The sequence below is a fragment of the Halobacterium sp. R2-5 genome, from assembly GCF_011734195.1.
In the GTDB taxonomy this organism is placed as follows: domain Archaea; phylum Halobacteriota; class Halobacteria; order Halobacteriales; family Halobacteriaceae; genus Halobacterium.
On record NZ_JAANTH010000002.1, the window covers coordinates 415,792 to 440,420 of the forward strand.

Here is a 24,629-nt window from a genome sequence, read left to right on the forward strand (position 1 = left end):
TTAGCTGTACTTCTTGAAGCCCATCGAACGGGCAATCTCGCGGAAGCACTGTCGACAGAGCCAGATGTCGTACTTGCCGACGAGGCCCTGCTTGCGGCCACAGCGCCGGCACTCGTGTGTCTGGCCAGTCTCCTCTACTTCCTCTGTCTCGCTCATTCGTTGACCTCCACGTCGAAGTTGGCTTCGAGGAACGCCACTGCGTCCTCGGGGTCGAGTCGGTGGTTCGACGGAATCTGGCGGCTCGCCTGGTCGCGCTTCGAGACCCGGTAGCCCGGGCGCACGAGGTTGACCGTCACGTCGAGCCCGTAGATTCCGATGTCCGGGTCGTACTCCTGGCTGGGGAAGTCCGTGTGCTCCTCGATACCGAAGCTCACGTTCCCCGTGTCGTCGAACTGGCGCTCCGCGAGGTCAGTGTTCGGGAGCGCGCGGTCGAGGAAGTCGTACGCGTCGTCGCCGCGAAGGGTGACCTTCGCGCCGATCGGGTCGCCCTCGCGGATACCGAACTCGGGCTCGGTCCGCTTGGCGGTCGTCCGGACCGTCTCCTGGCCCGTGATCTCCTCGAGGATGTTCTCGGCGTTCTGGAGGTCGACACCACCCTGGCCGACGCCCATGTGGACGACGACTTTCTCGATGCGCGGCTCGCGCATCTCGTGGAAGTCGGACTCAGCCTCGCTCATTCGTCATCACCCGGGAGCTCGGCGTCGTCCTCGACGAAGTTCTCGTCGATGACCACGACGTACTCTTCGACCGTCTCGAAGCCGCCGTCCGCGCCCTCCACGGTGACCGTGTTGTCGGCGCTGCCCGGCTGCACCGAGATGTCCTCGATGCGGCCGATGTCGCCGGCGTGCTGGCCGGCGACGGCGGTGACGAGTGCGCCCTCCTCGTACTCGAAGTGCGCGACGACGTCGTTCGTCTCGTTGTCGACGACGATGGAGTCGCCGCCGCTGTAGACGTCCTCGTCGACGAGCAGGTTCGAGCCGTCGTGGAGGTTCAGCTGGACGTCGCCACCGGTGACGGTGGTCTTGTCCTCGATCTTGCTGAGCTTGCTGTCCGCCGAGTCCGCGTCGATGGAGGTGAGGCCGAGCCGGCCGCCCTCGTCCGGGAAGACCCGGTAGTACTCGTCGCGCTCGGGGAACGCCAGGATGTCGAACATCCCGATGGGGCGTTTCACGTCGCCGACGGAGTCACCGTTGACGAGCACGCCGTCGTTGTTGAGGACGTACTGCGCCTCGCTGGTGTCGTCGACGTAGCCCAGGACGTCCCGGAGCACGACGACGAGCGGTACGCCCGACTCGCCGTGCGGACCGGCCCCGGCCTTCGCGGTGAACGTCTCCGTCTTCCGCTCGACCGGCCAGGACTTCGGTACCGAGAGTCGCTTCTGGTGGTTCGTCATTCGTTGTCACCTTCGAGCCGCTCGGCGCGCACGTCGTCTTCGAGGTCGAGGTCGGTGACGCGGAGGTTGCTCGCGTCGAGGGGCTTCGGCAGCTCCTCGCCGTCGGCCTTCTCCACGGTGACGTCCTCGACCTTGACGGTCTCGTCGCGCAGGTCGACGTCGACGACCTCGCCGGTCTCGCCGGCGTCGTCGCCGCGCATCACTTCGACGGTGTCGCCGACGTTGACGCGGACGCGTCGCTGGCCGTACTCCTCGCGGAGGTCCTCGGACAGCGTCGCGTGAACCTGCTTCTGCCGCTCGTGCAGCGGCGCGCGCTCCGTGCGGGTTCGCTGTTTGTGTGGTTGTTCGCTCATGTCTATACGATCATCGTCGCGGTACTCGCGATGGTACCGTACCGTTCCGCCACTTCGCGCGAAATCGGACCCTTGATCTCGGTCCCGCGGGGCTCACCGAGGTCGTCGATGATGACCGCGGCGTTGTCCTCGAATTTCACGCGCGTGCCGTCCGGCCGTCGGATGGGCTTGCGCTGGCGCACGATGACTGCCTCGAGGACCTGGCGACGCATCTCCGGCGTCCCCTTGGTCACCGAGACGGTGATCGTGTCGCCGAGCCCGGCCTTCGGGTGGCGGTTCTTCGTTCCTTGGTAGCCCTGTACGCTCGTGATCTTGAGCTCGCGTGCGCCAGTGTTGTCGGCGCAGTTGATGAGCGAGCCCTTCTCCAGGCCCTGCGTGACGTCTGCCTTGATGGCTTCCATCAGGCGTCACCTCCGTCAGTGACTTCGACGACCACGTGGGACTTGGTCTTCGAGAGCGGTCGGGTTTCTGCGATACTGACCGTGTCGCCAACCTCTACGTCGAGGCAGTCCGGCTGGTGGGCCGGCACTCGCGACCGCCGCTTCATGTAGCGGTCGTACTTGGGCACGAATACGTCGTATTCGCGCTCGACGACGATGGTCTTGTCCATGTCGGTGGAAGCCACTTCACCCTCGAGGACCTGGCCGCGCACGGAAAGATTCCCGTGGAACGGACAGTCCTCGTCGGAGCACGTGCCTTCCGGTTCTGTTACGTTCAGTCCTATCGCCATTTCGAATCAACTCCGGTTTCGGAGCGTGTAGCGGGTCGTGAGAGCAACGCGACCCCATCCACCGTAACGTAGGCCGCGCCCTCGCCAGTGGTTTGACTCTCGCCACCTGCAGGTTGAGACGCGGTCCCGGCTCCCTTCGGGGAAGCCGCAGCTTCATCTGTGAGTCGGAACTCGAATGTGGCCCCCCGCTTGGGGACCTGCTTGACGCCCGAGGTGCCGCTGTCACCGTCCGGGTCGGCGTCGATTACGAGCGTCCGCATCGTCTCGCGGACGACCTCGCCCTCGATGCCGACCCGGGACGGGTCGGTCGACTCGACGACCCGCGCGTGCAGGCCGACGAGTTCGTGTCGCGGCAGTGTTTCGGGCGTCAGTGGCATGTTATTCGCTCTCCGTGTCCGCTTCGTCCAGGTCGCCTTCCTCGCGCTGAATCGTCTTGATTCGCGCGACGGTGCGACGGAGCTCGCCGATGCGGCCCGGGTTGTCCGGGGCGCCGCCGGCGGCCTTCACGGCCTTGGCGTTCAGCAGCTCCGTCTCGATGTCTTCGAGCTCTGCTTCGCGTTCCGCGGGCGTCATGTCCCGAATCTCTTCGGTGTGGAGAATCGCCATTATTCCTCACCCTCCTCGGACTCGGAATCGTCGTCGGCTTCCATCTCCTCGAGGAGCTCCTCGGCGGTCTCCTCGGCTTCCTCGTCGACGTCCTCGAACTCCTCGACGTCCTCGGCGAGCTCGTCGAGTTCCTCCTCGACGTCGCCGTCGGTGTCCGGGGGCGACGTCGCGGCCGCGCCTTCCTCGGCCTCGACGTCTTCCTCGACGATCTCCTCGACGGCGGCCTCCGTGGCCGCCTCGGTCTCCGCGGCGTCCTCGGGCGCTTCGCCCTCGTCGGCTTCGGCCTCCTCGCCTTCGCCCTCGAGGAGCTCTTCGAGCTCCTCGCCGGCTTCCTCCTCGTCGACGACGAGGTCCTCGATGTTCGCGTCCTCTTGGATCTCGAAGTCGTCGGGGAGCTTCGCGTTCGGCGGGATGATCTTGACGCTGACACCGATGGTGCCGAGCTTCATCACCGCGACGCCCTTGCCGTGGTCGACGATCTCCTCGGCGGGCTCGCCGTTGTGCTTGATGTAGCCGCGGTTGAACTTCTCCACGCGGCCGCGGTTGCCGGTGACCTTCCCGCTCAGGACGATCTCGGCGCCGAGCGCGCCGGCCTCCATGATGCGGTCGATGGTCGTGTGTCCGGCCTTCCGGAAGTACCAGCCGCGCTCGAGCGCGTTCGCGAGGCGGTCCGCGACGATCTGTGCGTTCAGGTCGGGTTCGTCGACCTCCTGCACGTCGATCTGCGGGTCCTCGAGGTCGAAGCGCTCCTCGAGCTGCGTCGTGATCTTCCGGATGTTCTTCCCGCCCTTCCCGATGACCATCCCGGGCTTCTCGGCCTTCAGGACGATCTGCATGCCCATCGGGGTCGGCGCGAGCTCCATGCCGCCGTAGCCGGCGCGGGCCAGCTCCTCGGCGAAGAACTCGTCGATCTGGGAGCGCTGGAGGCCCTGCTCGATGAACTCCATCTCGTCGGCCATCAGGCGCTCACCTCCTCCTCGGGCTCGGCGACCACGAGCTCGACGTCACAGATGGTCGTGTTCCACGGGTCCGCCTTCCCCATCGCGCGGGGCTTGCGGCCGCGGCTCTCGTCGACCTTGTGTGGGGCGACGTGTTCGATGACCATCTCCTCGGCGTCGAAGCCCTGCTGGTCGGCGTTGTTCGCCACGTTGTCGAGGAGCTTCTGGAAGTTCTTCGAGGCCTTCTCCGGGTAGCGCCCGGCGTCCCAGCCCTCGATGTCGTTCCGGTGGCCGACGCCGCTGTTGTGCTGCTTGAACGGCACCGACTGCTCCTCGTTGATGACGGCGTCGAGGTACTCTCGCGCCTCGGCGACCGTCTTGCCCTTGATCTCGCGGGCGATGGCTTTGCTGTGCTTCAGGCTGATGGACCGCTCCCGGAGCATCGCTTTCGCGGTGGTCTCGGGGTCTGTGTCCACGCTGTAGCTGATTCCCATGGTTTACTTGAGCGGCACGAACTTCGAGGAGCGGGTCGCGCCGATGCCCGCCTGCCCGTGTTCGACGGACGTTCGCGTGAGCTGGAACTCGCCGAGGTAGTGCCCGATCATCTCGGGCTGAATCTCGACGCGCTCGAACTCCTGACCGGTGTACACCGCGAACGTCAGGTCGACGAACTCCGGCAGCACCGGCATGTCGCGCAGGTGCGTCCGGATGGGGTCGTTGGCCGTCTCCTCGGGCTCCGATTCGCGGGCCTCCTCGAGCACCTTCTGGTGCTCGTCGGAGAGCCCGCGGGTGATGGTTCGCCGCTGGCGTGCGGGGAGCAGTTCCGCGACTTCCTCCAGGCTCATCTCCTGGAGTTCGTCGAGGTCGTGGCCGCGGTAGGTGAACTCACCCTCGCGGCCGGTTCGGTATTCCGTGCTCATGATTACTTGTTGCTCTTGCGGCCGGTTCGCTTCGACGCGATGTCACCGACCTTCCGGCCCGGCGGCGCGTTACGCGACACGCTCTTCGGGCGACCGGGGTGCTGGCGGCCGCCGCCACCGAACGGGTGGTCGACGGCGTTCATCGCGACGCCGCGGACTTTCGGCCACTTGCCGCCGCGGGTCTTCATCTTGTGGTGCTTGTTCCCGGCCTTCACGAACGGCTTGTCCGTGCGGCCGCCGCCGGCGACGACGCCGATGGTCGCCCGGCAGTCCGGGGACAGGCGCTTGACTTCGCCGCTCGGCAGCTGGACGACCGCGGCGTCGCGCTCGTGCGTGACGAGGTCCGCGTTGACCCCGCTCGCGCGAGCGAACTTGCCGCCGTCGCCCGGCTGGCTCTCGACGTTACAGATGGGCACGCCCTCGGGGATCTCCCCGAGCGGCAGCGTGTTGCCCTCCTCGATGGACGCCGAGATGCCGACTTCGAGGGTGTCGCCGACGGCGACGCCCTCGCTGGCGAGCACGAGGCGCTGGTCGCCGTCCTCGAACTCGACGTTCGCGACCGGCGCGCTGCGCGCGGGGTCGTGCTCGATGTCGACGACCTCGCCCGCCAGCACGTCGGTGTCCTCGGTCTTCCGGTGCGACAGCTCCGCCTTGTATCGGTGCGACGGCGCGCGGAACGTCGAACTGCCGCGCCCGCGTCGCTGACCCTGGATTCTGCGTCCCATGTTCAGAACACCCCGATGCGGGAGGCGACGTCCTGCGCGTCGTCGTCCTCCGAGAGTGTGACTGTCGCCTTCTTCTCTGCCTCGGGCGTAATCTGCGTGTTGACGTTCGTGACGGTGACGTCGTACTGCTCCTCGATGGCGTCCCGGATCTCGGGCTTGGCAGCGTCGACGTCGACGACGAACTGGAGCTTGTTCTGGAAGTCCATCTCGTCCATCGCCTTCTCCGTCACGATGGGGTAGTCGATGAGGCCGCTCATCGCTGGGCCACCTCCTCGACGGCGCTCTCCGTCCAGAGCGTGAGTCGCCCGGGCTCGGCGCCCGGCGCGAGGTCCTCGGCGTTGACTTCGCGGCCCGTCGCGACGTCGACGCCCGCGAGGTTCCGCGCCGCCTTCGACGGCCCGGACTCGCTGGAGGTCACGACCAGCAGCGACGAGGGCTCCTGGTACTTCCGGCCGCGGAGCGTCCCCTGGCCGGCGCGGACGTTGCGTCCGTCGTCGGCGCGCTCGACGTCCGCGTGGACGCCGACCGCTTCGAGGAACGCCACGACCTCCTGGGTCTTCACGAGGTCCTCGAAGTCGTCGCTGACGACGAGCGGGAGCTCGACGTCGTCGTCGAACGCGTGACCGCGCTCGGCGACGACCTCGCTGTCCGTCGTCGCCGCGATGGCGCTCCGGACGGCGGCCTTCCGCTCCTTGTCGTTGACGTCGAGGCCCGGGTCTTTCTCGGCTTTCGGCGGGTGCGCCTTGCGACCGCCGACGGTCTGCGGGACGCGCGCGCCACGGCCCTCCGTCTTCGGGACGTGAGCCATGCCGCGTCCGCTACCGTGGGACTCGGCGGAAGTGCGCAGGCCCGCGTACTCGTCGGAGCCGTGCTTCTGGGTTCGGTTGGCCTGAGCGGCGAGGACGGCGCGCTTGACCAGGTCCGGTCGGACGGGTTCCGAGAACACGTCCGGGAGGTCGAGCGTCCCGTCGTCGTCGCCGTTCAGGTCGCGTACAGTTGCCTGCATGGTTATCCTTGGTTAGATTCGGTGCTCACGTAGCGCACCTCGGGGTCGAGGCGCGGCGACTCGCTCGGCCGGACGGCCGGGCGGAACCGCACGAGGCGCTGCTCGGGACCGGGCACCGAGCCCTTCACGAGCGTGTAGTTGCCGTCGACTTCGCCGTAGTTCGGGAAGCCGCCGGCGGCGTTGACGTCCTCGTCGTCACCGTTACCGATGTCGATGACGCGCTTGTTGAGTTCGGTGCGCTGGTGGTAGCCGGTCTGCCCGAGCTGCGGGACCGTCGAGCGGACCCGGGACGGGTTCCACGGGCCGAGGTTCCCGATGCGGCGCCGCCAGCCCTGGCGGGCGTGCTTGCCTTTCCGCTTCTGCACGCCCCAGCGCTTGACGGGGCCCTGGGTCCCTTTGCCCTTGGTGACGCCCGCGACGTCGGTGAACTCACCGGCGCGGAAGACGTCGCCGAACGCGTGTTCGCCGCCGTCCTCGAGGAGGTCCGCGGCGAAGTCGACGCGCTCCTCGAGGGAGCCGCCGCCGACGCGCGTCTCCATGACGTCGGGCTGTTTCTTCGGTACGCTCGAGAGTTCGCCGGGGACCGTGTGCGTGATGACACGGACGTCCGCGACGTCCTCCGCTTCGAGCGCTTCGGTCAGTGCGTCTGTCTCTCCGCCCGTTTCCGGGACGGAGAGCGCGCGGTCGAGAGACTCGTGGGTGTCGTCGGCCCAGACTTCCGTGAGCGGCTTCTTGCCGTACGGCGTGTCCTCGTAGAGGCGGACGGCCGCCGCCCGCATGGGCGGCGTCTCGACGACGGTGACGGGCACGGTCGTCTCCATGCCCTCCGTCGGCGCGTTCGCCTTGTCGTCGACGAGGACGACGTGGGTCATGCCGGCCTTGTAGCCAGCGAAGCCCTGAAGACCGACTTGACCGTCGTCTTCGGGCCACGAGTTGAAGCGCGGTACTTCGCTCTCCGCGCGCTTGCGGGGACTGAACCCCATCGAGCCTTTGCGTGGTCGGTTTGGCTGTGGCATCGTATCACTCCGTGAGCGTCAGGCAGCCGAGGGAGGCGAACATCGCTTCTTCGGTTCGCACGACCTCACTGCCCTGCTGAGGGATGGTGTTGAGCCAGGCGTCGAATCGCGCGGGTGCGTCGGTGGATTGGTCGGCGACCGCCTCGCTGACCTCGTCCCCGGTGAGCCCGAGCATGGGCGGGAGCCCGCGTTCGGGCGCACCGAAGGCGACGGTCAGTCCGTCCCGGGCGGCGCGTTCGACGTACCCCCCGAGGGAGGCCGCGGAAAGCGGCGTCCCGTGGCGGGAGGTGGCGATGCGAACGCCCGCGTCGGGCCGGTCGAGAGCGTCACCGAGGGCCGTGCGTTCGACCGAGAACCCCGGGAGGGGTTCGTCGACCAGCTTCGCACGGACCGGTCGTCGCGAAGAGACCCTGATGGTCACGCGCTCCCCCTCCTCGACCTCCATACCGGGAGGCGTCTGGAGCGAGATTGGGTGTTGCATTCCGCAATTGACCCGAACGCGCCCTTCAGATCCGACCTGGGTCACGATTCCCTGTCGTAACGACCCAGACCCGCTCGAGTCTGAGCCGGTCCATGACGAGAGACGGAGCGGCGGCAGGACACCGGCGTACTCCAGTTCGTCGCGCGTGTCGAAGGCCTCCTTTCGGAGGTACGGTGGCGTCGCGGCGTACCGCAACACCGTTTCGACGAACCCGCCGCCCCACTTCCTCTCGCCGTCTTCGTCGGGGAAGACGACGAGGCGGTCAGTCCGGAACACCGCCGCCGCGCGGGCGACGTAACCGAGCTTGCGAGTCGCCTCGCGTTTGTCCTCGGCTTCCCGGACGAGGGACGACGGCACGAGTACGCTGCGTGTCATGCCGTGTCGCGTCCGTGTCTCGTCACGAGACTGTAGCGTAGTTACCGACGCCTCCGGTAAAAGGGTGGCGTTTCCGCCGCCGGCCTGTGAGACCGTTTCACGGCCGTCTACCGCCGAATTCGTGTGCGAACTGTTCGCACTTTTCGGCAACTTACGGTACTCGCGTGCGCGACCCGGGTGCCGTCCCCGTATGTCGGTTTCTCCCAAAGCCGTCTCCAAAGCGTGGATTTATATACAACCCTGCCGTTGTTCGGAATGCGAACGAAGACAGGCGCGCTGGTAGTGTAGTGGTATCACGTGACCTTGCCATGGTCACAACCGGGGTTCAAATCCCCGCCAGCGCACTTCTCACAGTACAACGCCGACGAGCGACGCTTGTGTCGGTCGTCGCGTTTCGACGTGAAGTGCATGGGATTTGGGCTCGGAACGAGCGACCAGCGGGAGCGAAGTTCCGGCGTTCAAATCCCCGCCAGCGCACTTCTCTACTAATTCTCACCGCTGAGCGACGTTTTTGTCGATCTGCGTGAGTGCGTCGGGATTTGAACCTGCGAGACGCAGCCGAACGAAGCGAGGACCGTCTCGCTCCGTTCAAATCCCCGCCAGCGTACTTCTCTGAACGCTACGCCCCGCAGCGATGGCCGTGTCGCGTCGGGCGTTCGGCGGTGTGTGTTAGCAGTAGTTGTGGTGTTACGTATCTACCGCTCGATGCAGTCTGGATTCAGCAAGCATCTCCATCGCTGATGGTGAGAAATACGGTACCGTTTCGCCCCCGGAATAACGTGTTAGCAGTTCATAGCAAGGGTAAGCCCTTGCCGTTGCAGGCTGATCGTTTATCCAGCTACTGAACATTTTCTCGGATGAAATGTCCCTCCCAGAGACCGTCTCGAAGATCGACAGCCTGAGCGACGAGCGACGCGAGTGCATCGAAATCTGTGACGAGGCCGCCGAGGTCTGCGAGTGGTGTGCCGAAAGTCGCCGGCAGATGGCGAACGCATAACCGAACGACCGACGGAATCACTTATTTTCTATCATCAACCCGCACGTGGTCACGGTCGGCCCGCATACAGGTCTCACAAGATGACGAACCAACCCGAAGATCGACTCTACTAGGGGGACAAAATGAATCTACTCTACCTCGTTGTTGGCGTAATCTTTCTCCTGCTGACCGTGGTTGACATGCTTTGGACGACGCTGTGGGTCGAGGGGGAGGCCGGCCCCCTCACCTCTCGACTGATGTCCAGTACCTGGACGATACTCGAGAAGGTGTCCGGTGAGCGTCCCCGCGTGCTCTCACTTTCCGGACCGTTAATTCTCGTCCTCGGACTCACCATGTGGATTGCACTTCTCTGGGGCGGATGGACGTTCCTTTTCGCAGGCGGCGAGGAGAGTCTACTCGACACGCGAAACACCGGTCCGATCTCCTGGACAGAGCGGGTCTACTTCGTCGGATACACGGTCTTCACGATGGGGAACGGAGATTTCACGCCGAACGGCGGGATCTGGCGGATCGCGACAGCGCTCACAACGGCCAGCGGGATGTTCTTCGTCACGCTCAGTGTCACGTACGTTCTCAACGTCCTCAGTGCTGTTACACAGAAACGCTCGCTGGCGGGCAGCATCCACGGACTCGGCGAACAGAGTACGGAGATTCTCGAAACGAGTTGGGACGCCGACTCGTTCCAGGGACTAGAAGTACCGCTAAACCTGATCGTGAACGAGCTCGATACGCTGACAGCGAACCACAAGGCGTACCCCATTCTCCACTACTTCTTCACGCCAGAGCGGTCGCAGGCCCCGACGACAAACGTCACCGTCTTGGACGAGACGCTCACGCTTCTCCAATTCGGCGTCGAACCAGAGCACCGTCCGAGTGAGCCAACCATCACGCAAGCTCGGTCGAGCGTACAGTCGTACCTCGATACACTGGAGAGCGAGTTCGTCGGACCAGCGTCGCAATCCCCGCCTGCCCCCGATCTCGAACAGTTGCGCGACAGTGGAATCCCTACTGTCTCGGACGAGGAGTTTACCAACTCGCTTGTGGAGGTAGACGATCGACGCCGACTTCTACTGGGCCTCGTCGAATCGGATGCACGATCCTGGCCCAACACCGACAGCCAGTAGGCAATCACCTACAAGCCACGTCTTGAGCAGTGGATCCTTCACCTGTACTGAACGGCAGTTTCACACCTCACTCTGCACAAAGAAACCGTACTAGCAACTGCTGGTAGGACTCGATATTACCGACGGCAGTGAAAGGTCGCCAGTTTACAGGCGGTCCCGGAGCGTCGCCACGACGGCGACGCCGACGGCGGCGATAGCGACGGCGAACGCGACGGGGTTGGTGGTGCCGTCGCCGAACCGCCAGCCGAAGACGACGTAGCCGACGACGCCGAGGACGCACGCGAGGACGGCGACCAGTGCGAACGGGCCGGAGCGCTGTCGCATATGTTAGACTGTTCCCGTGCGCACGTAAACCGCCCGACCGTCTGCACGCGCTGCGAGACCACTCGTATCACCGCTGTTACTGAAATTTCATTCATCTGACGACCGACCGTCGAGCGCGAGAGACCGGCTACTCACTCGCTGCGTGACGGTTTTGCCGCTTCTCCCGTGCCGCTGTGTACCACTCTTACGGAGGGTTTATGGCTCCGTTACATAATCACTCGGACAGTCGCTCATGTCCCGGCTCTCCGCCTCCACGGTCGTCCGCCGGTACTACCTCTACCGGGCGACCGCGCGCCCCGGCTTCCACTACCCCGTCTACACGCTGTTCCTGCTGTTCAACGACCTCACGCTCGCGCAGATCGGTCTCATCGCGAGCATCCAGTCGGTCGTCGTCGTCACCTCCGAGGTCCCCACCGGCTACATCGGCGACCGCATCGGCCGCCGGAACAGTCTCGCGGTCGGCGCCGCCATCATGCTGGTATCGAACGCCAGCTACCTCGTCGCGACCGACTTCGTCGGGTTCACGTTCACGTTCGTGACGCTGTCGTTCGGCGGCACGTTCGTCTCCGGCAGCGGGAGCGCGTGGCTCTACGACACCCTCCGGGAGCACGACATGGAAGCGGAGTTCACGCGCGTCAGCGGCCGCGGCCGCGCGCTCGGCCAGTGGCTGCGCGCGGTCACGCTCGTCGTCGGCGGGTTCCTGTACGCCGTCAACCGCTACTACCCCTTCTACGCGGGCGTCGTGGCCGCCGCTATCAGCCTCGTGCTGGTTCTCAGGCTGCCGCAGAATCGCGCGTACGACGACGCCACCGACGGCGACGCCGCCGACGAGCGCATGACCATCGTCGACGCCCTCCCCGTCATCCGCGACCAGCTCACCGCGCCCGACCTGCGGTGGTTCGTCGTCTACCTCGCGCTGTTCAGCGGCGCGATTCTCACGATGGACATGTGGATTCAGCCCATCGCCCAGGACACCCTGGAGACGACGTTCGGTCCCACGCTCGACGGCTGGGCCATCCCCGAAGGTGGCGTGCTCGGCATCCTGTACGCCGCGTTCACCGTGGTGTCGGCGGTCACCAGCGACTACGCCAGCGACGTCGAGGAGCTGCTCGGCGTCCGCACGGCGATACTGTTGATACCCGTCGCTATCGCCGCGACGTACGTGCTCGCGGGCCTCGTGCCGCTGCTCGTGTTCCCGATGTTCTTCGTGATGAAGGGCGGGCATTCCCTCGTTGGCCCCATCACGAACCGCTACATCAACGACCAGGTGCAGTCCGTCGGGCGCGCGACGCTGCTGTCGTCGGTCGCGATGCTGCGGAACGTCGCCGGCGTCCCGTTCCGCGTCGGCAGCGGCATCCTCGCGACGTGGTACACGTCGATGACGGCGGTCGCCGTCCTCGGCGCCGTCTTCCTGGCCGTCGCGGTCGTCCTGTGGACGGTCGTGCCGCCCGTGAGCGAGGACTACGAGCCCCCGCAGTCGTCGAACGCCGTCGCCGCCGACGCCGCCGGCGAGGACTGACGCCGCCGTCGCTAAGTGCGAGCGCGTCGCAGTAGTCGGTATGACGGTCATCGCGTTCCTGAGTGTCGCACCGGTCACCGAACAGAGCATGGCGGGCGACGTCGCCGGCGCCGTCGCGGCGCTCGACGACTTCGACGTCGCCTACGAGACGAATCCGATGGGGACGGTCGTCGAGGCCGACGACATCGACACGCTACTGGACGCGGTCGGCGCCGCCCACGAGGCCGTCGACGCCGACCGCGTGAGCACGTTCCTGAAAATCGACGACAAGCGCACGAGCGACCAGTCCGCCCGCGAGAAGGTCGACGCCGTCGAGCGCGAGCTCGGCCGCGAGGCGCGCTCGGAGCGCTGACCGCGCGGACTGAGAAACCTCTTGTGTGGGGGCGCCGAAGCCGGCGGCATGGACAGTCTCAACCGGATGGCGCTGGAGCTCGCCGACGAAGCCCTCGAGTTCACCGAGGAGCTCGACGTCGGCGCGTTCGAGCTGGACAACGGCGCGACGGTCATCGACTTCGGCGTCGAGCACCGCGGCGGCCTCGAAGCGGGCCTGCTGCTCGCGGAGCTCCAGACGGCGGGCCTGGCGACCGTCCAGACCCGCGTCGACGAGGTCGCGGGCGCGACGTTCCCGCACGTGGAACTGGCCTGCGACCGCCCCGCAATCGCACTGCTCGGCGCGCAGAAGGCGGGCTGGGAGCTCACCGTCGACGACTACGAGGGGCTCGGCAGCGGGCCGGCGCGCGCGCTGGTCGCCCGCGAGGGCGAGTACGAGGCCATCGACTACGTCGACGCCTTCGAGTTCGCGGTGCTCGCCCTGGAGAGCGAGGCGTACCCGACCGAAGCGGCCGCCGACCAGGTCGCGGAGCTCGCGGGCGTGAACGCGGAGAGCGTCTACCTGCCCGCGTACCGCACCGCGAGCGTCGCGGGCAGCGTCACCGCCGCGGCCCGCGCCGCCGAACTCGCGCTGTTCCGGCTGTACGAACTCGGATACGACCCGACGAACGTCCTCACCGCGTCGGGGAGCGCGCCCGTCGCGCCCGTCGCCGGCGACGAGGAGGAGGCAATCGGCCGCACGAACGACGCCCTCGCGTACGGCGGTCGCGTCCACCTCACGGTCACGGAGGACTTCGACGCGTTCGACGCGGTGCCGTCGTCGGCCGCCGACCGCTACGGGAAGCCGTTCGCGGACATCTTCGCGGACGTCGACTGGGACGCCAGCGCCGTCGACGAGGGCGTCTTCGGGCCCGCCCAGGTCACCGTCGACGTCACCGGCGGCCCGACGTACGCGCTCGGCGAGGTCCGCGAGGACCTGCTCGCCGAGGGCTTCGACGTCGCCTGACCCAGTCGGAGTCGCCGGAGGGCGGCGTTTTATCATCCGCGCGACCAACGTTGCGGCCATGAACGCGCTGTCGGGGAAGTCGGTCGCCGTCGTCGGCGCGGGCTTCGGCGGGCTGTCGACGGCCTGCTACCTCGCGGACGCGGGCGCGGACGTCACCGTCGTCGAGAAGAACGAGCAGGTCGGCGGGCGCGCGAGCGCGCTCGAACGCGACGGCTTCACGTTCGACATGGGGCCGTCGTGGTACCTGATGCCCGACGTCTTCGAGCAGTTCTTCGGCGACTTCGGCCGGGAGCCCTCTGAGTACTACTCGCTAGAGCACCTCGACCCGCACTACCGCATCTTCTTCAAGGACAACGCCGGCCGGCGCCCCGGCCGCGACGCGCCGGGCCTCGACGTGAACGCGGACGGCGACGTCGTCGACGTGACGCCGGACCGCGAGCAGGTCAAGGAGGTGTTCGACGCCTACGAGCCGGGCGCGGGCGAGACGCTCGACGACTACCTCGCGAAGTCCCGGGAGAACTACGAGGTGGGGATGGAGCACTTCGTCTACGAGGACCGCCCCCGAATCCGGGACTGGCTCGACCCGGACCTCGCGGAGTACGCCCGCGGGCTCAGCCTGCTCGGGTCGATGCAGGACCACGTCGAGGGCTACTTCGACCACCCGAAGCTCCAGCAGATCATGCAGTACACGCTCGTGTTCCTCGGCGGCGCGCCGAACACGACCCCCGCGCTGTACAACCTGATGAGCCACGTGGACTTCAACCTCGGCGTCTACTACCCCGAGGGCGGCATGTCCGGGGTCGCGGACGGCATCGCCGACCTCGCGGCGGAGCTGGGCGTGGAGTTCCGCACGAACCACCCGGTCACGAAGATTCACGGCTACCGCGGCGGGTTCAAAGTCGAGACCGACGGGGAGACCGACGTGCTCGCGGACGTGGTGGTCTCGGACGCCGACTACGCCCACACCGAGCAGGAGTTACTCCCGCCCGAGAAGCGCCAGTACGACGCCGACTACTGGGAGTCCCGGACGTACGCGCCATCGGCGTTCCTGCTGTACCTCGGCGTGGAGGGCGACGTCGAGCCGCTCGCCCACCACACGCTCGTGCTGCCCTCCGACTGGGAGGCGCACTTCGGCCAGATTTTCGACGACCCCGAGTGGCCAGACGACCCCGCGTACTACCTCTGCGTGCCGTCGAAGACCGACGACTCGGTCGCGCCCGACGGCCACAGCAACCTCTTCGCGCTCGTCCCCATCGCGCCCGGTCTCGACGACACGCCCGAGGTCCGCGAGGAGTACCGCGACCTCGTGCTCGACGACATCGCGGAGAACACCGGCGTCGACCTCCGGGACCGCATCGTCGTCGAGGAGCGGTTCTCCGTCTCCGAGTTCGCCGACCGCTACAACAGCTATCGTGGAACTGCGCTCGGGCTCGCGCACACGCTCCGGCAGACGTCGCTGTTCCGGCCGCCCCACCGCTCGGAGGCCCTCGACGGCCTCTACTTCACCGGGTCGTTCACCACGCCGGGCATCGGCGTGCCGATGTGCCTCATCAGCGGCGAGATCACGGCCGACTGCGTGCTCGAAGACGCGTAGATGCTGCGCTACCTCCTCGTCCTCTCCCGGCCGCGGTTCTGGTTCTACCTCGCCGGCCCCGTCGTCGTCGGCGTCGCGTACGCGGCCGGGACCGTCCCCGAGCTGTTCTCGCTGCCCGCGGTCGCGCTGTTCGCGTACTTCCTCGTGCCCGCGAACGTCTTCCTCTACGGCGTCAACGACGTCTTCGACCGCGACGTCGACGAGGTGAACCCGAAGAAAGAGGAGAAGGAGGCGCGGTTCCGGGGCGGCCGCGCAGTCGCCGCGGTCGTCGTCCTCTCGGGGCTCCTGCTCGTCCCAGTCGCCGCAGTGCTGCCGGCAGTCGCGTACCCGTGGCTCGCCGCGTGGGTCGTCCTCTCCGTGGAGTACAGCGCGCCGCCGCTCCGATTCAAGACGACGCCGCTGCTGGACTCCGCGTCGAACGGCCTCTACATCCTCCCGGGGGCCGCCGCGTACGCCGCGGTCGCCGGCCAGCAGCCGCCGCTGCTCGCGGTCGCCGGCGGCTGGCTGTGGGCGATGGGGATGCACACGTTCTCCGCCATCCCCGACATCGAGCCCGACCGCGAGGCCGGCATCACTACCACCGCCACCGCGCTCGGCGAGCGCCGCACGTACGTCTACTGCGCGGCGTGCTGGCTCGCCTCGGCCGCCGTCTTCGCGGCCGTCGACTGGCGGCTCGGCGCCGTCCTGCTCGCGTACCCCGTACTCGTCACCGGTATCGTCGCCTCGGACGTGGACGTCGACCGCGCGTACTGGTGGTACCCGTTCGTGAACACCGCCGTCGGCGCCGCGCTCACCATCGGCGCGCTCTGGAGGCTCGCGAATGGGTGACGCTCGCGCCCGCGTCGAGCGCCGCCTCGACGAACTCGTCGCGAGCAACCGCTTCGAGATCGCCGTCGTCTTTCCGGTCGTCGGCGCCGTCCTCCTGCTCGCCTCGGCGTGGGGGTGGCTGCCGGAGCCGCTCGCGTTCAACCCCTACCTCGTGCTCGCGGGCGTCGCCGTGATGCGCCTCCCGCTGATCGCGGGCCTGCTCCCGCTCACGGACCGCCGGGCCGCCGTCGCCGTGCTCGCGCTCACCGCGTACGCGTTCGGCGTCGAGTTCGTCGGCGTCGCCACCGGCTGGCCGTACGGCCACTTCGAGTACCTCGTCGACCTCGGGCCGATGCTCGCCGGCAGCGTCCCGCTCGGCCTCCCCGTGTTCTTCCTGCCGCTCGTCGTCAACAGCTACCTGCTCGTGCTCCTGCTGTTCGGCGAGCGCGCCCGCCGCGCCGTGGTGCGGCTACCCGCCGTCGTCGCGGTCGTGCTCTGGATGGACGTCGTCCTCGACCCGGGCGCGGTCGCGCTCGGCTTCTGGGCGTACGACGCCGGCGGCGCGTACTACGGCGTCCCGCTGTCGAACTACCTCGGCTGGGTGCTCTCCGCGACCGTGTCGGTCGCCGTCCTCGACTGGGGGTACGACGGGGACGCGCTCCGCGACCGCCTCGACGCCTGCCCGTTCTTCCTCGACGACCTCGTGAGCTTCGTGCTGCTGTGGGGCGCGGTGAACCTCGCGTTCGGTCAGCCCGTCCCGGCGCTCGCAGCGGGCGGGCTGGGCGCCGCGCTGCTCGCTACGGACCGCTTCGACTTCGACGTGCGCGCGAGAACAGCGAGCTAGCTACGGCGCCGGGTGGGGGTCGCCGTGTCCCCGCCGGTGGTCGGTCGACGACGAGATGCAGCTCGCGCGGTAGAACACGTACTCGGGGTCCCGGTAGAACGACCACAGCGCCCGCGTCTTCGCGAGCAGCCAGAGCTTCCGCGACGTCGAGAGGCTCGGCGTCTCCGTCAGCACGTCGTAGTTCCGCGCGCGAATCTCGCGGTGGTGGTCGGCGTACAGCACCGCCGACAGCAGCACCGCGAACTGGCAGTCCTCTGGGAGGTACTTGATGCCCGCGACGCCCTCGCGGTACTTCGTCTCCGTGCGCGCCATCTCGGTCCGCATCGCCTCCCGGAACCCCGCCGTGACCTCGCCGCGGCGCAGCTGGTCGACGGTGACGCCGTGCTCGCGGCGCGTCTCCCCCGGGAGGTAGACGCGGTCGTAGTCCTCGACGTCCTCGCCGACGTCCCGCAGGAAGTTGCTCAGCTGGAACGCCTCCGCGAGCGCCGCCGCGTGCGGGGCCGCCGTTTCGGCCTCCTCGACGCCCATCACGGCGACCATCATGTTCCCGACCGCGACCGCGGACCCCCGCATGTACGACTCCAGGTCCTCGTGGGTGTCGTAGCGAGTCTCTTCGAGGTCCGTCAGCATCGCGTCCACGAACGTGTTCACGTCTTCTTCGGGGACGTCGTGGCGATCGGCGAGCTCGCGGAACGCCGCCAGCACCTGCTCGGTCTCCCGGTCGAGCCGGCCGGTTTCGGCGTCCTCGCCGAGCGCGGCGTCGCGAATCGCTTCGAGTTCCGCGCGCTGGGCGTCCGGGTCGCGGTCCTCGGTCGTGTCCACCACGTCGTCGGCGACCCGGAAGAACGCGTACAGGACGTACGTCGAGTGGCGTACGCGCTCGGGGAGCAGTCGGGTCGCCAGGTGGAACGTCTTCCCGGTGCGCTGCTGTATCGCCTTGCTCGTGGATATCTGGGTGCTGTCGACCATTGGTGGGGCCAGACGCGGCACTCCGGCGTGCAGCTCCCGGCTGTGCTACTTCCACGTATGGAGTGAACAATCAAAAAACACGGTGGCAGGAGCGGCCACCGCCGCCTCTCGCCGTGTCGCCGTACTCAAGACCGTCCGGGGCTGACCCACGGGTATGCAGCGCAAACCCGTGCCGCCGGCGCCGGACTCCCTGGACCGCGTCCGCGAGGTCCGGGACGCCGTCCCGCTGGTCCCCGAGTCCGAGGACGACTGCTGTCGCCGCCTCGTCGAGCGCGCGGGCGCCCACGACCGCGGGGCGGCGTCCGCGTGGCTCGTCTTCCTCGCCGCGCTCGGCGCCGTCGAGGAGACGGACCTCGGGTACGGCCGGGTACGCGACGACCTCGACCGCGACGACCTCGCCGACCGCTTCCGCGAGAACGTCTTCCTCGCCGCCGACGCTCTCGACGCGCTCGGCGACGACACCCAGACATCGGAGGCGGTGTTCGAGGCCGTCAGCGAGCGCGTGCCGCGCTGGGAGCGCACGAAGCGACAGGACTGGGAGGGGTTCTGGACGGAGCGCGTCGAGCGCCGCCTCGACTGGGCGGTCCTGCTCGGCCTCGCCGAGCGCGCCGACGGCGGCTACCGCCGCGTCTGACTACCCGATGTACCGGCTGTTCCGCGCGTAGAAGACCGCCTGCCCGGCGAACACGCCGGTCGCGGCCGCGACCGCCGACGCCACCGGTCCCGTCAGCCCGTTCGAGAGCACGAGGTAGCCGCCCGCGAGCCCGACGACCGCCGTCGCCGCCGCCGCGAGCGCGCCGTCGACGACCTGCTCGGTGCTGGACTTCGCGGCGTCGTAGCGCGTCCTGTTCAGGCGCATGCTCGTGCGGACGAGCGCCGGCGTCCCCGCCGCCAGCCCGACCGCGAGCGCGTACGGCATCTCCACGTACAGCGACAGCCCGCCCGCCACGGTGGCGGCCGCGACGATACCGACGACGAACTCCAGCGTGCGGCGTTCGACCATACGCCCTCCATCGAAACGGGGGTCCGAGAAGCTTCGCCTTCAGTCCGAGACGCTCGTCACCGTGCCGACGCCCTTGCTCGCGCCCTCCCGGAACACGAAGCGCTGGCCCTCCTCGACGAGGTACGGCCGGAACTTGAACCGGACGCTCGTCTCGCCCGAGTCGCCGGGCAGCAGCTGGCCGTCCGCCGGCTCGAAGCGGGCGGCCTCCCCGATGGTCTCGAGGTGGACGACCGGCTCGTAGCCCGCGTCGATGCGCGTCGGGTGGTTCAGCACCATCACCTCCGCCTGGAACTCCTGGACGGGGTCGGGGTCGGCGTCCGCCGGCAGCAACACCATCCCCCGCTCGACGTCGGCCTCCCGGACGCCCTTCAGCGCGATGCCGACGATGCGGCCGGCCTGCGCGCGGTCCACGCGGTGGTAGTGCATCTCGATGGACCGCACCTCCACCTCGCGGAACTCGCCGTCCGGGAACGGCCCGAGCAGGAGTTCGTCGCCCGCCTCCACGGTGCCGGACTTCACGGTGCCGGAGGCGACCGCGCCGACGCCCGTCACCTTGTACGAGCGGTCGATGTACATCCGGAACGGCCCGCTCGCCGCTGTCGTCTTCGGGAGCCGCCGGAAGCACTCGTCGAGGACGTCCAGGCCCTCCATCGTCACCGCGCTCGTGCGCACGATGGGGACGACGTTGTCCCCGATCTCGTCGATCGCGGCGTCGACGCCGTGGCGCTCCACGGGGAGGGGCGTGCGGCCGGCGTTCCGGAGCAGGCGCTCGACCTCGCGCTCGACGTCCGCGACGCGCTCGTCGTCGACGAGGTCGGTCTTCGTGATGGCGACGATGGTCGGCAGGTCCGTCGCCAGCAGCACGCCGATGTGCTCGCGGGTCGTGTCGGTGGGGCCGTCGTCCGCCGCGACGGTCAGCAGCCCGTAGTCGAGCTTCTGGCCGACCAGCCCGCGAATCGTCGTCGACAGCCACGGCTCGTGGCCGACCGTGTCCACGAACGACACCACGCGGTCGGCGTTCTCCACGACGGCCGCGCGCTCGTCCTTCCGGTGGGGGTTGCGGACGCGCATCGGCCCGTCGCCGTCGAAGCCGTAGACGCCGTACGAGAGGTCCGCCGACAGCCCGCGCTCGACCTCGTGGGGCTGGACGTCGAGGAACCCGCGCGTCTCGCCGTCGCCGTCGTCGGGGTCGCCCGTGACGAGGCTGCCGACCAGCGTCGACTTCCCGTGGTCGACGTGGCCAGCCGTCCCGACGATGATGTGGTCGTCGTCGGGCGCCAGCGACGCGCCGTCGCGGACGACGGCGACGCCGACGATGCCCTCCTCGGCGTCGCCGTCGGCGACGCTGTCGACGCTCCACGTCTGGACGTCCGCGATGTGCGCGCCCGCCTCCTCGGCGAGCAGGCTCAGCACGTCCATCGTCTCCGAGAACGTCTCCGGGGGCACCCCCGCGAGGCCGCCGTCGTCGGTGACGCCCAGGACGTACTCGGCCTCGCCGTCGCCGGAGAGCACGCGGTGCCGCAGCTGCGCGGCGAGACTCTCCATGCGGCCGTCGGCGAGGTGGACGTCGCGGCTGAACCGTTCCTTGAACTCGACGCTGCCGCCCTCCTGCTCCCCGCGGTCGAGTGCGCGAACCAGGCGGGCTCGGTCGCGGCCCATGGAAGCGGGTTGGGGAGAAGCGGATAAAAGCCTTCCCCGGGTAGCGGTCCGGAGACGTCCGGAGACGACGGTTACTCGTTCTCTTTCAGTCGCTCGTAGGCCTCGTTCACGCGCGAGAACTCCGCCTCGTCGCCGCCCCTGTCCGGGTGGAGCTCCCGCGCCTTCTCGCGGTACGCCGCCCGCACCTCCTCGCTGCTTGCGCCCGGTTCGACGCCGAGCACGCGGTAGTCCTCGCGGCGCGGCCCGCTCGCCGCCGCGCCGCCCGCGGTCTGTCGCTGCCGGCTCCTCTCGCCGCCCGCCCGCGTCCGGTTGCGCCCGCGGCTGCGACCGCTCGCCCGGCCGCTGTGGCGCTCCCCGCGGGTCCGCCGTCGGCGTTCGCGCTCGCGCTCGTACTGCTCGCGGGACACCCGGCGCTGCCGGAACGCCAGCTCCCCGAGTCGGCCCGAGGCGTGCAGCCAGAAGACGCCCGCCGCGAGCCCGAACGGCACCGCGACGCCGAGCGCCACCGGGCTGTACACGACGCCCAGCACGCCGAACACGACGCCCAGCACGCCGAACGTGCCCGCCAGCCCCCAGACGATGCTCGCGTCGGTCTCCACGGTCGTCCGCCAGTTCGGCGCGCGCACGTAAATCCTTGGCTCACACTCTTGGGGTTCGCCGCCGTAGCTCCCGGTATGAGTGTCACCGGCCTCTGTCAGATCTGCTCGGACGAGCAGGCGCAGTTCAGCTGCGACCGCTGCGGGAGCGTCGTCTGTCAGGCCCACTACGACCCCTCGACGGGGTTCTGCACCGAGTGCGCGAACGAGGTCCGGGGCGGCCGCGGCGACGCCGGCCCGCGCTGACTGTTACGCACCGCTCGCCTTCCTGCCGCTACCGGTGCTCGTTCAGCCGCTCTTTCAGCCGGCGCGCGGCCTCGCCCGCGGCGCGCGCCCACTCGGGGGAGTCCTCGCCCGCGAAGATGATGCCCCGCGTGGAGTTCACGAGCCCGACGCCCTCGTCGTTCAGGCCGTACTGCACGGCGGCCTCCGCGTCCCCGCCCTGCGCGCCGACGCCCGGCACGAGGAACGGGAGCTCCGGCACGCGGTTGCGTAGCGCTTCCAGTTCCTCGGGTGCGGTCGCGCCGACCACGAGCCCGACGTTCCCGTACTCGTCGTTCCAGCCCGCGGCGCGCTCGGCGACGTGCTCGTACAGCCGGCGGTCGTACGCCGCGAGTTCGAGGTGCTGGAAGTCCATCCCGCCCGGGTTCGACGTCCGGCAGAGCACGAACACGCCCGCCGCCTCCTGGGAGAGGAACGGCTGGAGCGCGTCCTCGCCGAGGTAGGGGTTGACCGTGATGGCGTCGGCGTACTCCAGCACATCGGCGTACTGGCGGGCCGTGTTCCCGATGTCCGCGCGCTTCGCGTCCAGCAGCACGGGCACGTCCTTCCCGTGGGCGTACGCCACCGTCTCGCGGAGCGCGCGCCAACCGTCGGCGTCCTCGTAGAACGCCGCGTTCGGCTTGAAGACGGCGGCGTGCTCGTGGGTCGCGTCGATGACGCGGCGGTTGAACGCCCACCGCGGCAGGTCGTGGTCGCGCACCTCCTCGGGGAGGCGGGCGAGGTCCGGGTCGAGGCCGACGCTGACGACGGAGTCCGCGGCCTCGATGCGCGCCGCGAGGTCGTCGAAGAAGCTCATACGTCCTCCTCCCGGCAAATCGGCAAAAGCGATTCGCTTTCCGGGAACCGTGGAAAAGCACTTACCCGCCCGCTCGCACCGTGGAGTCGTGCCCTCCGCTCGCTCCGTCGTTCGCGCCCTCCTCGCGGTCGTCGGTCTCGCGCTCCTCGCGCTCGGTGCCGCCATCGCCGTGCCGGCGCTCGGTCAGGAGGGGTTCCCGGTCGGCCTCGCAATCGGCCTCGGCGTGCTCCTGTTCGCCGTGGGTGGCGCCGCGCTCGGCGCCGCCGCGCTGCTCTCCGGCCGCGGCCTCCGCGCGAGCCAGCGCGCCGCGCTCGAGCTCGCCGGCGTCCTCGCCGTGCTCGCGCTCGTCGTCCCCGCGACCGGGATGTTCGTCACTCCCGGCCTGCTGTACGACTGGTTCGGCGTCGCCGCGCCCGCGGCCGCGGTGATGGGGTGGCTGTACCTCTCGCTGGGCGCGCTCGCGATAACGGTCGTCGTCGCACTCTGGCGTGCCGTAGAAATCGCGTACGCCGCCGCGACCGACTAAGTTTCCGCGGCCGCACCGAGCACGTCCAGCGCGCGCTTGACGTCCGCGCCCGTCGTCACGAACACGAGCAGGCGCGGCGGCTCGCCGCCGACCGGTCGCGACCGCAGGTCGGCGGCGACGGCCGCCTCCTCGGCCGCTTCGAGGCCGTCGTACAGCTCCACTCGCGCGCGCTCCGGCTGCACGTACACCCGCGCTAGCCGCTCGCCGTCGCGCTCCACGTCGTAGGCGCGCGCGCCGTCCGTCGTCGGCTCCACGTCCGGGTCCGCGTCCCCCACCGCGAGCCCGTCGTACGGCGCGTTCTCGTGGCCGGTGACTTCGCTCGACAGCAGCTCCGCCAGCCGCTTCCCGTCGGTTTCGGTGTCTTCGACCATCTCAGCCCTCCAGCTCCGTCCGGGCTTTCCCCGCCGCGTCGTCCACGTCGACGCCCCGTCGGCGCGCGTACACGATTGCTGCCGCGTCGGCCGTGACGCCGAGCTCCTGCTGGAGTCGGTTCACCGCGGCGACGGTCTCCTGGCGGTCGTGGCCGGCGTCGACGACGGCGCCGAGCGCGCGCTCGAACGCCGACCGCTCCTGGAACAGCGACGCGTCCGGCGTGAAGTCGTCGGGGATCTCGACGCCCTCGGGGTCGAAGTCCGCGACGAGTTCGCCGTCCGCGCGTTCGACGAGGCCCTCGCCGGTCGCGACGTCCAGCAGGCGCTTGGCCTGGTCGGGGCTCATCCAGTCGCGGTCCAGCGACAGCGCGACCACGAACGCCTGTTCGGGAATCCTGCGCTTGCCCTTCTGTTTGAACGGCGCGGCGACCGCGACCCGGAGGCTCATGCCCACAGGGACGACGGGGACGCCGGTAAAACCCGCTGTTTCCCGCCAACCGAGCCTTTCAAGTGCGTCCTGCGCCACTTCCCGGACATGCAATACCAGGGACGCTCCAAGCGCTCGAAGACCGGCGCGCGACTCCGCCCGCAGAACAAGAAGCAGAAGTCCAAGACGGGCCGCTCGCCCACCGAGACTACCGTCGGCGAGCCGCGCTTCCGCACGGTCGACGCCCGCGGCGACAACGACAAGGTGCGCGCGCTCTCCACGAACGTCGCGAACGTCGCGACCGACGACGGGACCGTCCACGCCACCATCGAGGACGTCGCCGAGAACGGCGCGAACCCGAACTACGCCCGCCGGAACATCATCACGAAGGGCGCCGTCGTCGAGACGGACGCCGGGACGGCCCGCGTCACCTCCCGGCCCGGCCAGACCGGGCAGGTCAACGCCGTCCTCGTCGACGACGAGTAACTCCTCTCTCTTTCCGTCTCTCACCGGCTCGTAGCGTCTCGTCTGTCTCTCAGCTATCGATTCAGCACGAACGAGACGTGTAGCGTCGACCGGTACTGCTCGATCTGACCGCCGTTCACCTCCGCAGTCTGGTCGACGAGTTCGATGCCGCTGATGTTCTCCAGCGTCTCGTCGGCGTCGTTGAGGGCGTTCTGCGCCGCGTCCTCCCACGACTCCTCGGAGTTCCCCACTAGCTCGATTACTTTGACGGTGTCTGACATAGCGAGAAGGACTAGACGGCGCCGCCGTCAATAAGCATTCGGGCAGTTACACGTTGATTACCCGAGGCGGCGCGTAGATTCCTCGAAGGCGGATGTGGAGCGGTAAGAGCAGCATACTCGGCCGAAGGGGGAGTTTCACTGCGCGAGCGGAGCGAGCGCAGGCCGA

Annotated in this window: 37 protein-coding genes and 1 tRNA gene; 13 read left to right on the forward strand and 25 right to left on the reverse strand. The window is 68.6% G+C overall.

Annotated features, from left to right (window positions below):
• From G9C83_RS10785 to G9C83_RS10860, 16 genes are read right to left on the reverse strand one after another with little or no spacing between them, the layout of a single operon-like run.
• The gene (locus tag G9C83_RS10785; RefSeq protein WP_167246145.1) at nt 1–156 is read right to left on the reverse strand and encodes a 30S ribosomal protein S14; all 156 of its coding nucleotides are present in this window, start codon (nt 154–156) and stop codon (nt 1–3) included.
• Complete coding sequence (locus G9C83_RS10790) at nt 153–677, reverse strand: 50S ribosomal protein L5 (RefSeq protein WP_167246146.1); 525 nt, start codon at nt 675–677, stop codon at nt 153–155. Before G9C83_RS10790 ends, G9C83_RS10785 begins: the two co-directional genes overlap by 4 nt.
• Nucleotides 674–1,393 carry a 30S ribosomal protein S4e gene (locus G9C83_RS10795; RefSeq protein WP_167246147.1) on the reverse strand — a complete coding sequence of 240 codons (720 nt, stop codon included), beginning with the start codon at nt 1,391–1,393 and terminating at the stop codon, nt 674–676. The genes G9C83_RS10790 and G9C83_RS10795 overlap by 4 nt, the downstream gene beginning before the upstream one ends.
• Nucleotides 1,390–1,746 carry a 50S ribosomal protein L24 gene (rplX, locus tag G9C83_RS10800; protein ID WP_167246148.1) on the reverse strand — a complete coding sequence of 119 codons (357 nt, stop codon included), beginning with the start codon at nt 1,744–1,746 and terminating at the stop codon, nt 1,390–1,392. Before rplX ends, G9C83_RS10795 begins: the two co-directional genes overlap by 4 nt.
• A 2-nt stretch (nt 1,747–1,748) precedes the next feature.
• Nucleotides 1,749–2,147 carry a 50S ribosomal protein L14 gene (locus tag G9C83_RS10805; RefSeq protein ID WP_167246149.1) on the reverse strand — a complete coding sequence of 133 codons (399 nt, stop codon included), beginning with the start codon at nt 2,145–2,147 and terminating at the stop codon, nt 1,749–1,751.
• Nucleotides 2,147–2,476 carry a 30S ribosomal protein S17 gene (locus tag G9C83_RS10810; RefSeq protein ID WP_167246150.1) on the reverse strand — a complete coding sequence of 110 codons (330 nt, stop codon included), beginning with the start codon at nt 2,474–2,476 and terminating at the stop codon, nt 2,147–2,149. The genes G9C83_RS10805 and G9C83_RS10810 overlap by 1 nt, the downstream gene beginning before the upstream one ends.
• Entirely contained in the window at nt 2,467–2,853 is a 387-nt protein-coding gene (locus G9C83_RS10815; protein WP_167246151.1) for a ribonuclease P protein component 1, read from the reverse strand. The genes G9C83_RS10810 and G9C83_RS10815 overlap by 10 nt, the downstream gene beginning before the upstream one ends.
• Before the next feature lies 1 nt (nt 2,854).
• The gene (gene rpmC / locus G9C83_RS10820; protein WP_167246152.1) at nt 2,855–3,082 is read right to left on the reverse strand and encodes a 50S ribosomal protein L29; all 228 of its coding nucleotides are present in this window, start codon (nt 3,080–3,082) and stop codon (nt 2,855–2,857) included.
• Nucleotides 3,082–4,041, reverse strand: coding sequence for a 30S ribosomal protein S3 (locus G9C83_RS10825; protein WP_167246153.1), 960 nt, complete (start codon nt 4,039–4,041; stop codon nt 3,082–3,084). The genes rpmC and G9C83_RS10825 overlap by 1 nt, the downstream gene beginning before the upstream one ends.
• Nucleotides 4,041–4,514 (reverse strand): 50S ribosomal protein L22, encoded by a 474-nt coding sequence (locus tag G9C83_RS10830; RefSeq protein ID WP_167246154.1) that lies wholly within the window; start codon nt 4,512–4,514, stop codon nt 4,041–4,043. Before G9C83_RS10830 ends, G9C83_RS10825 begins: the two co-directional genes overlap by 1 nt.
• Nucleotides 4,515–4,517: 3 nt before the next feature.
• On the reverse strand, nt 4,518–4,940 hold the full coding sequence (locus G9C83_RS10835; protein WP_167246155.1) for a 30S ribosomal protein S19: 423 nt from the start codon (nt 4,938–4,940) through the stop codon (nt 4,518–4,520).
• Between the two features lie 2 nt (nt 4,941–4,942).
• A complete protein-coding gene (locus G9C83_RS10840; RefSeq protein ID WP_167246156.1) occupies nt 4,943–5,665 on the reverse strand; it encodes a 50S ribosomal protein L2 in 723 nt (240 codons plus the stop codon).
• 2 nt (nt 5,666–5,667) lie between these two features.
• A complete protein-coding gene (locus G9C83_RS10845; protein WP_167246157.1) occupies nt 5,668–5,922 on the reverse strand; it encodes a 50S ribosomal protein L23 in 255 nt (84 codons plus the stop codon).
• Nucleotides 5,919–6,671, reverse strand: a complete 753-nt coding sequence (gene rpl4p / locus G9C83_RS10850; RefSeq protein WP_167246158.1) for a 50S ribosomal protein L4 — start codon at nt 6,669–6,671, stop codon at nt 5,919–5,921. The genes G9C83_RS10845 and rpl4p overlap by 4 nt, the downstream gene beginning before the upstream one ends.
• A 2-nt stretch (nt 6,672–6,673) precedes the next feature.
• The gene (locus tag G9C83_RS10855) at nt 6,674–7,687 is read right to left on the reverse strand and encodes a 50S ribosomal protein L3 (protein WP_167246159.1); all 1,014 of its coding nucleotides are present in this window, start codon (nt 7,685–7,687) and stop codon (nt 6,674–6,676) included.
• A gap of 4 nt (nt 7,688–7,691) precedes the next feature.
• Entirely contained in the window at nt 7,692–8,543 is an 852-nt protein-coding gene (locus G9C83_RS10860; RefSeq protein ID WP_167246160.1) for a putative RNA uridine N3 methyltransferase, read from the reverse strand.
• Nucleotides 8,544–8,816: 273 nt separating this feature from the next.
• On the opposite strand from G9C83_RS10860, the gene G9C83_RS10865 reads away from it, so the two are divergent.
• The 3 genes from G9C83_RS10865 (at nt 8,817) to G9C83_RS10875 (ending at nt 10,664) form a co-directional block, all read left to right on the forward strand.
• Nucleotides 8,817–8,887: transfer RNA gene (locus tag G9C83_RS10865), tRNA-Gly, on the forward strand.
• A gap of 518 nt (nt 8,888–9,405) precedes the next feature.
• Entirely contained in the window at nt 9,406–9,540 is a 135-nt protein-coding gene (locus G9C83_RS16170; RefSeq protein ID WP_279587168.1) for a hypothetical protein, read from the forward strand.
• Between the two features lie 122 nt (nt 9,541–9,662).
• The gene (locus G9C83_RS10875) at nt 9,663–10,664 is read left to right on the forward strand and encodes a potassium channel family protein (RefSeq protein WP_167246161.1); all 1,002 of its coding nucleotides are present in this window, start codon (nt 9,663–9,665) and stop codon (nt 10,662–10,664) included.
• Nucleotides 10,665–10,808: 144 nt separating this feature from the next.
• On the opposite strand, the gene G9C83_RS10880 is transcribed toward G9C83_RS10875, so the two are convergent.
• Entirely contained in the window at nt 10,809–10,988 is a 180-nt protein-coding gene (locus G9C83_RS10880; protein WP_167246162.1) for a hypothetical protein, read from the reverse strand.
• A gap of 232 nt (nt 10,989–11,220) precedes the next feature.
• On the opposite strand from G9C83_RS10880, the gene G9C83_RS10885 reads away from it, so the two are divergent.
• The 6 genes from G9C83_RS10885 to cruF are packed head-to-tail and all read left to right on the forward strand — an operon-like array spanning nt 11,221 to nt 17,088.
• Complete coding sequence (locus G9C83_RS10885; protein WP_167246163.1) at nt 11,221–12,507, forward strand: MFS transporter; 1,287 nt, start codon at nt 11,221–11,223, stop codon at nt 12,505–12,507.
• 40 nt (nt 12,508–12,547) lie between these two features.
• Complete coding sequence (locus G9C83_RS10890; RefSeq protein WP_167246164.1) at nt 12,548–12,859, forward strand: MTH1187 family thiamine-binding protein; 312 nt, start codon at nt 12,548–12,550, stop codon at nt 12,857–12,859.
• Nucleotides 12,860–12,907: 48 nt separating this feature from the next.
• Nucleotides 12,908–13,843 (forward strand): methenyltetrahydromethanopterin cyclohydrolase, encoded by a 936-nt coding sequence (mch, locus tag G9C83_RS10895; protein WP_167246165.1) that lies wholly within the window; start codon nt 12,908–12,910, stop codon nt 13,841–13,843.
• 58 nt (nt 13,844–13,901) lie between these two features.
• Nucleotides 13,902–15,437 carry a phytoene desaturase family protein gene (gene crtI / locus G9C83_RS10900; RefSeq protein ID WP_167246166.1) on the forward strand — a complete coding sequence of 512 codons (1,536 nt, stop codon included), beginning with the start codon at nt 13,902–13,904 and terminating at the stop codon, nt 15,435–15,437.
• Nucleotides 15,438–16,265: a prenyltransferase gene (locus tag G9C83_RS10905; protein WP_167246167.1), complete on the forward strand. Its 828-nt coding sequence runs from the start codon at nt 15,438–15,440 to the stop codon at nt 16,263–16,265.
• Nucleotides 16,258–17,088, forward strand: coding sequence for a bisanhydrobacterioruberin hydratase (gene cruF, locus G9C83_RS10910; protein WP_167246168.1), 831 nt, complete (start codon nt 16,258–16,260; stop codon nt 17,086–17,088). The genes G9C83_RS10905 and cruF overlap by 8 nt, the downstream gene beginning before the upstream one ends.
• Here the strand turns inward: cruF and G9C83_RS10915 are convergent, their stop codons facing one another.
• Nucleotides 17,089–18,057, reverse strand: a complete 969-nt coding sequence (locus G9C83_RS10915) for a phytoene/squalene synthase family protein (protein WP_167246169.1) — start codon at nt 18,055–18,057, stop codon at nt 17,089–17,091.
• 154 nt (nt 18,058–18,211) lie between these two features.
• Between G9C83_RS10915 and G9C83_RS10920 the strand changes: the two genes are divergently transcribed.
• Nucleotides 18,212–18,691 (forward strand): hypothetical protein, encoded by a 480-nt coding sequence (locus G9C83_RS10920; RefSeq protein WP_167246170.1) that lies wholly within the window; start codon nt 18,212–18,214, stop codon nt 18,689–18,691.
• On the opposite strand, the gene G9C83_RS10925 is transcribed toward G9C83_RS10920, so the two are convergent.
• From G9C83_RS10925 to G9C83_RS10935, 3 genes are all read right to left on the reverse strand, one after another.
• Nucleotides 18,692–19,060: a hypothetical protein gene (locus G9C83_RS10925; protein ID WP_167246171.1), complete on the reverse strand. Its 369-nt coding sequence runs from the start codon at nt 19,058–19,060 to the stop codon at nt 18,692–18,694.
• Between the two features lie 39 nt (nt 19,061–19,099).
• Nucleotides 19,100–20,719: a GTPBP1 family GTP-binding protein gene (locus G9C83_RS10930; protein WP_167246172.1), complete on the reverse strand. Its 1,620-nt coding sequence runs from the start codon at nt 20,717–20,719 to the stop codon at nt 19,100–19,102.
• A gap of 71 nt (nt 20,720–20,790) precedes the next feature.
• The gene (locus G9C83_RS10935) at nt 20,791–21,345 is read right to left on the reverse strand and encodes a J domain-containing protein (protein ID WP_347877798.1); all 555 of its coding nucleotides are present in this window, start codon (nt 21,343–21,345) and stop codon (nt 20,791–20,793) included.
• Nucleotides 21,346–21,393: 48 nt separating this feature from the next.
• On the opposite strand from G9C83_RS10935, the gene G9C83_RS10940 reads away from it, so the two are divergent.
• Nucleotides 21,394–21,561 (forward strand): hypothetical protein, encoded by a 168-nt coding sequence (locus tag G9C83_RS10940; RefSeq protein WP_167246173.1) that lies wholly within the window; start codon nt 21,394–21,396, stop codon nt 21,559–21,561.
• A 28-nt stretch (nt 21,562–21,589) separates the two neighbouring features.
• Here the strand turns inward: G9C83_RS10940 and pyrF are convergent, their stop codons facing one another.
• Nucleotides 21,590–22,393 (reverse strand): orotidine-5'-phosphate decarboxylase, encoded by an 804-nt coding sequence (pyrF, locus tag G9C83_RS10945; protein ID WP_167246174.1) that lies wholly within the window; start codon nt 22,391–22,393, stop codon nt 21,590–21,592.
• A gap of 88 nt (nt 22,394–22,481) precedes the next feature.
• Here pyrF and G9C83_RS10950 point away from each other — a divergent pair, with 88 nt between their 5' ends.
• Nucleotides 22,482–22,919, forward strand: a complete 438-nt coding sequence (locus G9C83_RS10950) for a hypothetical protein (protein WP_167246175.1) — start codon at nt 22,482–22,484, stop codon at nt 22,917–22,919.
• Here the strand turns inward: G9C83_RS10950 and G9C83_RS10955 are convergent.
• Both G9C83_RS10955 and G9C83_RS10960 read right to left on the reverse strand, forming a co-directional pair.
• On the reverse strand, nt 22,916–23,290 hold the full coding sequence (locus G9C83_RS10955; protein WP_167246176.1) for a hypothetical protein: 375 nt from the start codon (nt 23,288–23,290) through the stop codon (nt 22,916–22,918). The genes G9C83_RS10950 and G9C83_RS10955 overlap by 4 nt on opposite strands.
• A 1-nt stretch (nt 23,291) precedes the next feature.
• Nucleotides 23,292–23,738: a DUF2240 family protein gene (locus tag G9C83_RS10960; RefSeq protein WP_167246177.1), complete on the reverse strand. Its 447-nt coding sequence runs from the start codon at nt 23,736–23,738 to the stop codon at nt 23,292–23,294.
• A gap of 87 nt (nt 23,739–23,825) precedes the next feature.
• On the opposite strand from G9C83_RS10960, the gene G9C83_RS10965 reads away from it, so the two are divergent.
• Complete coding sequence (locus G9C83_RS10965) at nt 23,826–24,203, forward strand: 30S ribosomal protein S8e (protein WP_167246178.1); 378 nt, start codon at nt 23,826–23,828, stop codon at nt 24,201–24,203.
• Nucleotides 24,204–24,256: 53 nt separating this feature from the next.
• Here G9C83_RS10965 and G9C83_RS10970 read toward each other — a convergent pair whose 3' ends face one another.
• The gene (locus G9C83_RS10970) at nt 24,257–24,463 is read right to left on the reverse strand and encodes a dodecin family protein (RefSeq protein WP_167246179.1); all 207 of its coding nucleotides are present in this window, start codon (nt 24,461–24,463) and stop codon (nt 24,257–24,259) included.
• Between the last annotated feature and the right edge of the window lie 166 nt (nt 24,464–24,629).

Coding starts and splice junctions, on each gene's coding strand:
- G9C83_RS10840 (WP_167246156.1), bottom strand. CDS start 5,665: ATGGGACGCAGAATCCAGGGTCAGCGACGCGGGCGCGGCAGTTCGACG.
- G9C83_RS10815 (WP_167246151.1), bottom strand. CDS start 2,853: ATGCCACTGACGCCCGAAACACTGCCGCGACACGAACTCGTCGGCCTG.
- G9C83_RS10845 (WP_167246157.1), bottom strand. CDS start 5,922: ATGAGCGGCCTCATCGACTACCCCATCGTGACGGAGAAGGCGATGGAC.
- G9C83_RS10890 (WP_167246164.1), top strand. CDS start 12,548: ATGACGGTCATCGCGTTCCTGAGTGTCGCACCGGTCACCGAACAGAGC.
- mch (WP_167246165.1), top strand. CDS start 12,908: ATGGACAGTCTCAACCGGATGGCGCTGGAGCTCGCCGACGAAGCCCTC.
- G9C83_RS10835 (WP_167246155.1), bottom strand. CDS start 4,940: ATGAGCACGGAATACCGAACCGGCCGCGAGGGTGAGTTCACCTACCGC.
- G9C83_RS10810 (WP_167246150.1), bottom strand. CDS start 2,476: ATGGCGATAGGACTGAACGTAACAGAACCGGAAGGCACGTGCTCCGAC.
- rplX (WP_167246148.1), bottom strand. CDS start 1,746: ATGAGCGAACAACCACACAAACAGCGAACCCGCACGGAGCGCGCGCCG.
- crtI (WP_167246166.1), top strand. CDS start 13,902: ATGAACGCGCTGTCGGGGAAGTCGGTCGCCGTCGTCGGCGCGGGCTTC.
- G9C83_RS10905 (WP_167246167.1), top strand. CDS start 15,438: ATGCTGCGCTACCTCCTCGTCCTCTCCCGGCCGCGGTTCTGGTTCTAC.
- pyrF (WP_167246174.1), bottom strand. CDS start 22,393: ATGAGCTTCTTCGACGACCTCGCGGCGCGCATCGAGGCCGCGGACTCC.
- G9C83_RS10855 (WP_167246159.1), bottom strand. CDS start 7,687: ATGCCACAGCCAAACCGACCACGCAAAGGCTCGATGGGGTTCAGTCCC.
- rpl4p (WP_167246158.1), bottom strand. CDS start 6,671: ATGCAGGCAACTGTACGCGACCTGAACGGCGACGACGACGGGACGCTC.
- G9C83_RS10805 (WP_167246149.1), bottom strand. CDS start 2,147: ATGGAAGCCATCAAGGCAGACGTCACGCAGGGCCTGGAGAAGGGCTCG.
- G9C83_RS10790 (WP_167246146.1), bottom strand. CDS start 677: ATGAGCGAGGCTGAGTCCGACTTCCACGAGATGCGCGAGCCGCGCATC.
- rpmC (WP_167246152.1), bottom strand. CDS start 3,082: ATGGCGATTCTCCACACCGAAGAGATTCGGGACATGACGCCCGCGGAA.
- G9C83_RS10930 (WP_167246172.1), bottom strand. CDS start 20,719: ATGGGCCGCGACCGAGCCCGCCTGGTTCGCGCACTCGACCGCGGGGAG.
- G9C83_RS10970 (WP_167246179.1), bottom strand. CDS start 24,463: ATGTCAGACACCGTCAAAGTAATCGAGCTAGTGGGGAACTCCGAGGAG.
- G9C83_RS10885 (WP_167246163.1), top strand. CDS start 11,221: ATGTCCCGGCTCTCCGCCTCCACGGTCGTCCGCCGGTACTACCTCTAC.
- G9C83_RS10960 (WP_167246177.1), bottom strand. CDS start 23,738: ATGAGCCTCCGGGTCGCGGTCGCCGCGCCGTTCAAACAGAAGGGCAAG.
- G9C83_RS10965 (WP_167246178.1), top strand. CDS start 23,826: ATGCAATACCAGGGACGCTCCAAGCGCTCGAAGACCGGCGCGCGACTC.
- G9C83_RS10860 (WP_167246160.1), bottom strand. CDS start 8,543: ATGACACGCAGCGTACTCGTGCCGTCGTCCCTCGTCCGGGAAGCCGAG.
- G9C83_RS10920 (WP_167246170.1), top strand. CDS start 18,212: ATGCAGCGCAAACCCGTGCCGCCGGCGCCGGACTCCCTGGACCGCGTC.
- G9C83_RS10825 (WP_167246153.1), bottom strand. CDS start 4,041: ATGGCCGACGAGATGGAGTTCATCGAGCAGGGCCTCCAGCGCTCCCAG.
- G9C83_RS10915 (WP_167246169.1), bottom strand. CDS start 18,057: ATGGTCGACAGCACCCAGATATCCACGAGCAAGGCGATACAGCAGCGC.
- G9C83_RS10940 (WP_167246173.1), top strand. CDS start 21,394: ATGAGTGTCACCGGCCTCTGTCAGATCTGCTCGGACGAGCAGGCGCAG.
- G9C83_RS10955 (WP_167246176.1), bottom strand. CDS start 23,290: ATGGTCGAAGACACCGAAACCGACGGGAAGCGGCTGGCGGAGCTGCTG.
- G9C83_RS10785 (WP_167246145.1), bottom strand. CDS start 156: ATGAGCGAGACAGAGGAAGTAGAGGAGACTGGCCAGACACACGAGTGC.
- G9C83_RS10925 (WP_167246171.1), bottom strand. CDS start 19,060: ATGGTCGAACGCCGCACGCTGGAGTTCGTCGTCGGTATCGTCGCGGCC.
- cruF (WP_167246168.1), top strand. CDS start 16,258: ATGGGTGACGCTCGCGCCCGCGTCGAGCGCCGCCTCGACGAACTCGTC.
- G9C83_RS10875 (WP_167246161.1), top strand. CDS start 9,663: ATGAATCTACTCTACCTCGTTGTTGGCGTAATCTTTCTCCTGCTGACC.
- G9C83_RS16170 (WP_279587168.1), top strand. CDS start 9,406: ATGTCCCTCCCAGAGACCGTCTCGAAGATCGACAGCCTGAGCGACGAG.
- G9C83_RS10830 (WP_167246154.1), bottom strand. CDS start 4,514: ATGGGAATCAGCTACAGCGTGGACACAGACCCCGAGACCACCGCGAAA.
- G9C83_RS10795 (WP_167246147.1), bottom strand. CDS start 1,393: ATGACGAACCACCAGAAGCGACTCTCGGTACCGAAGTCCTGGCCGGTC.
- G9C83_RS10880 (WP_167246162.1), bottom strand. CDS start 10,988: ATGCGACAGCGCTCCGGCCCGTTCGCACTGGTCGCCGTCCTCGCGTGC.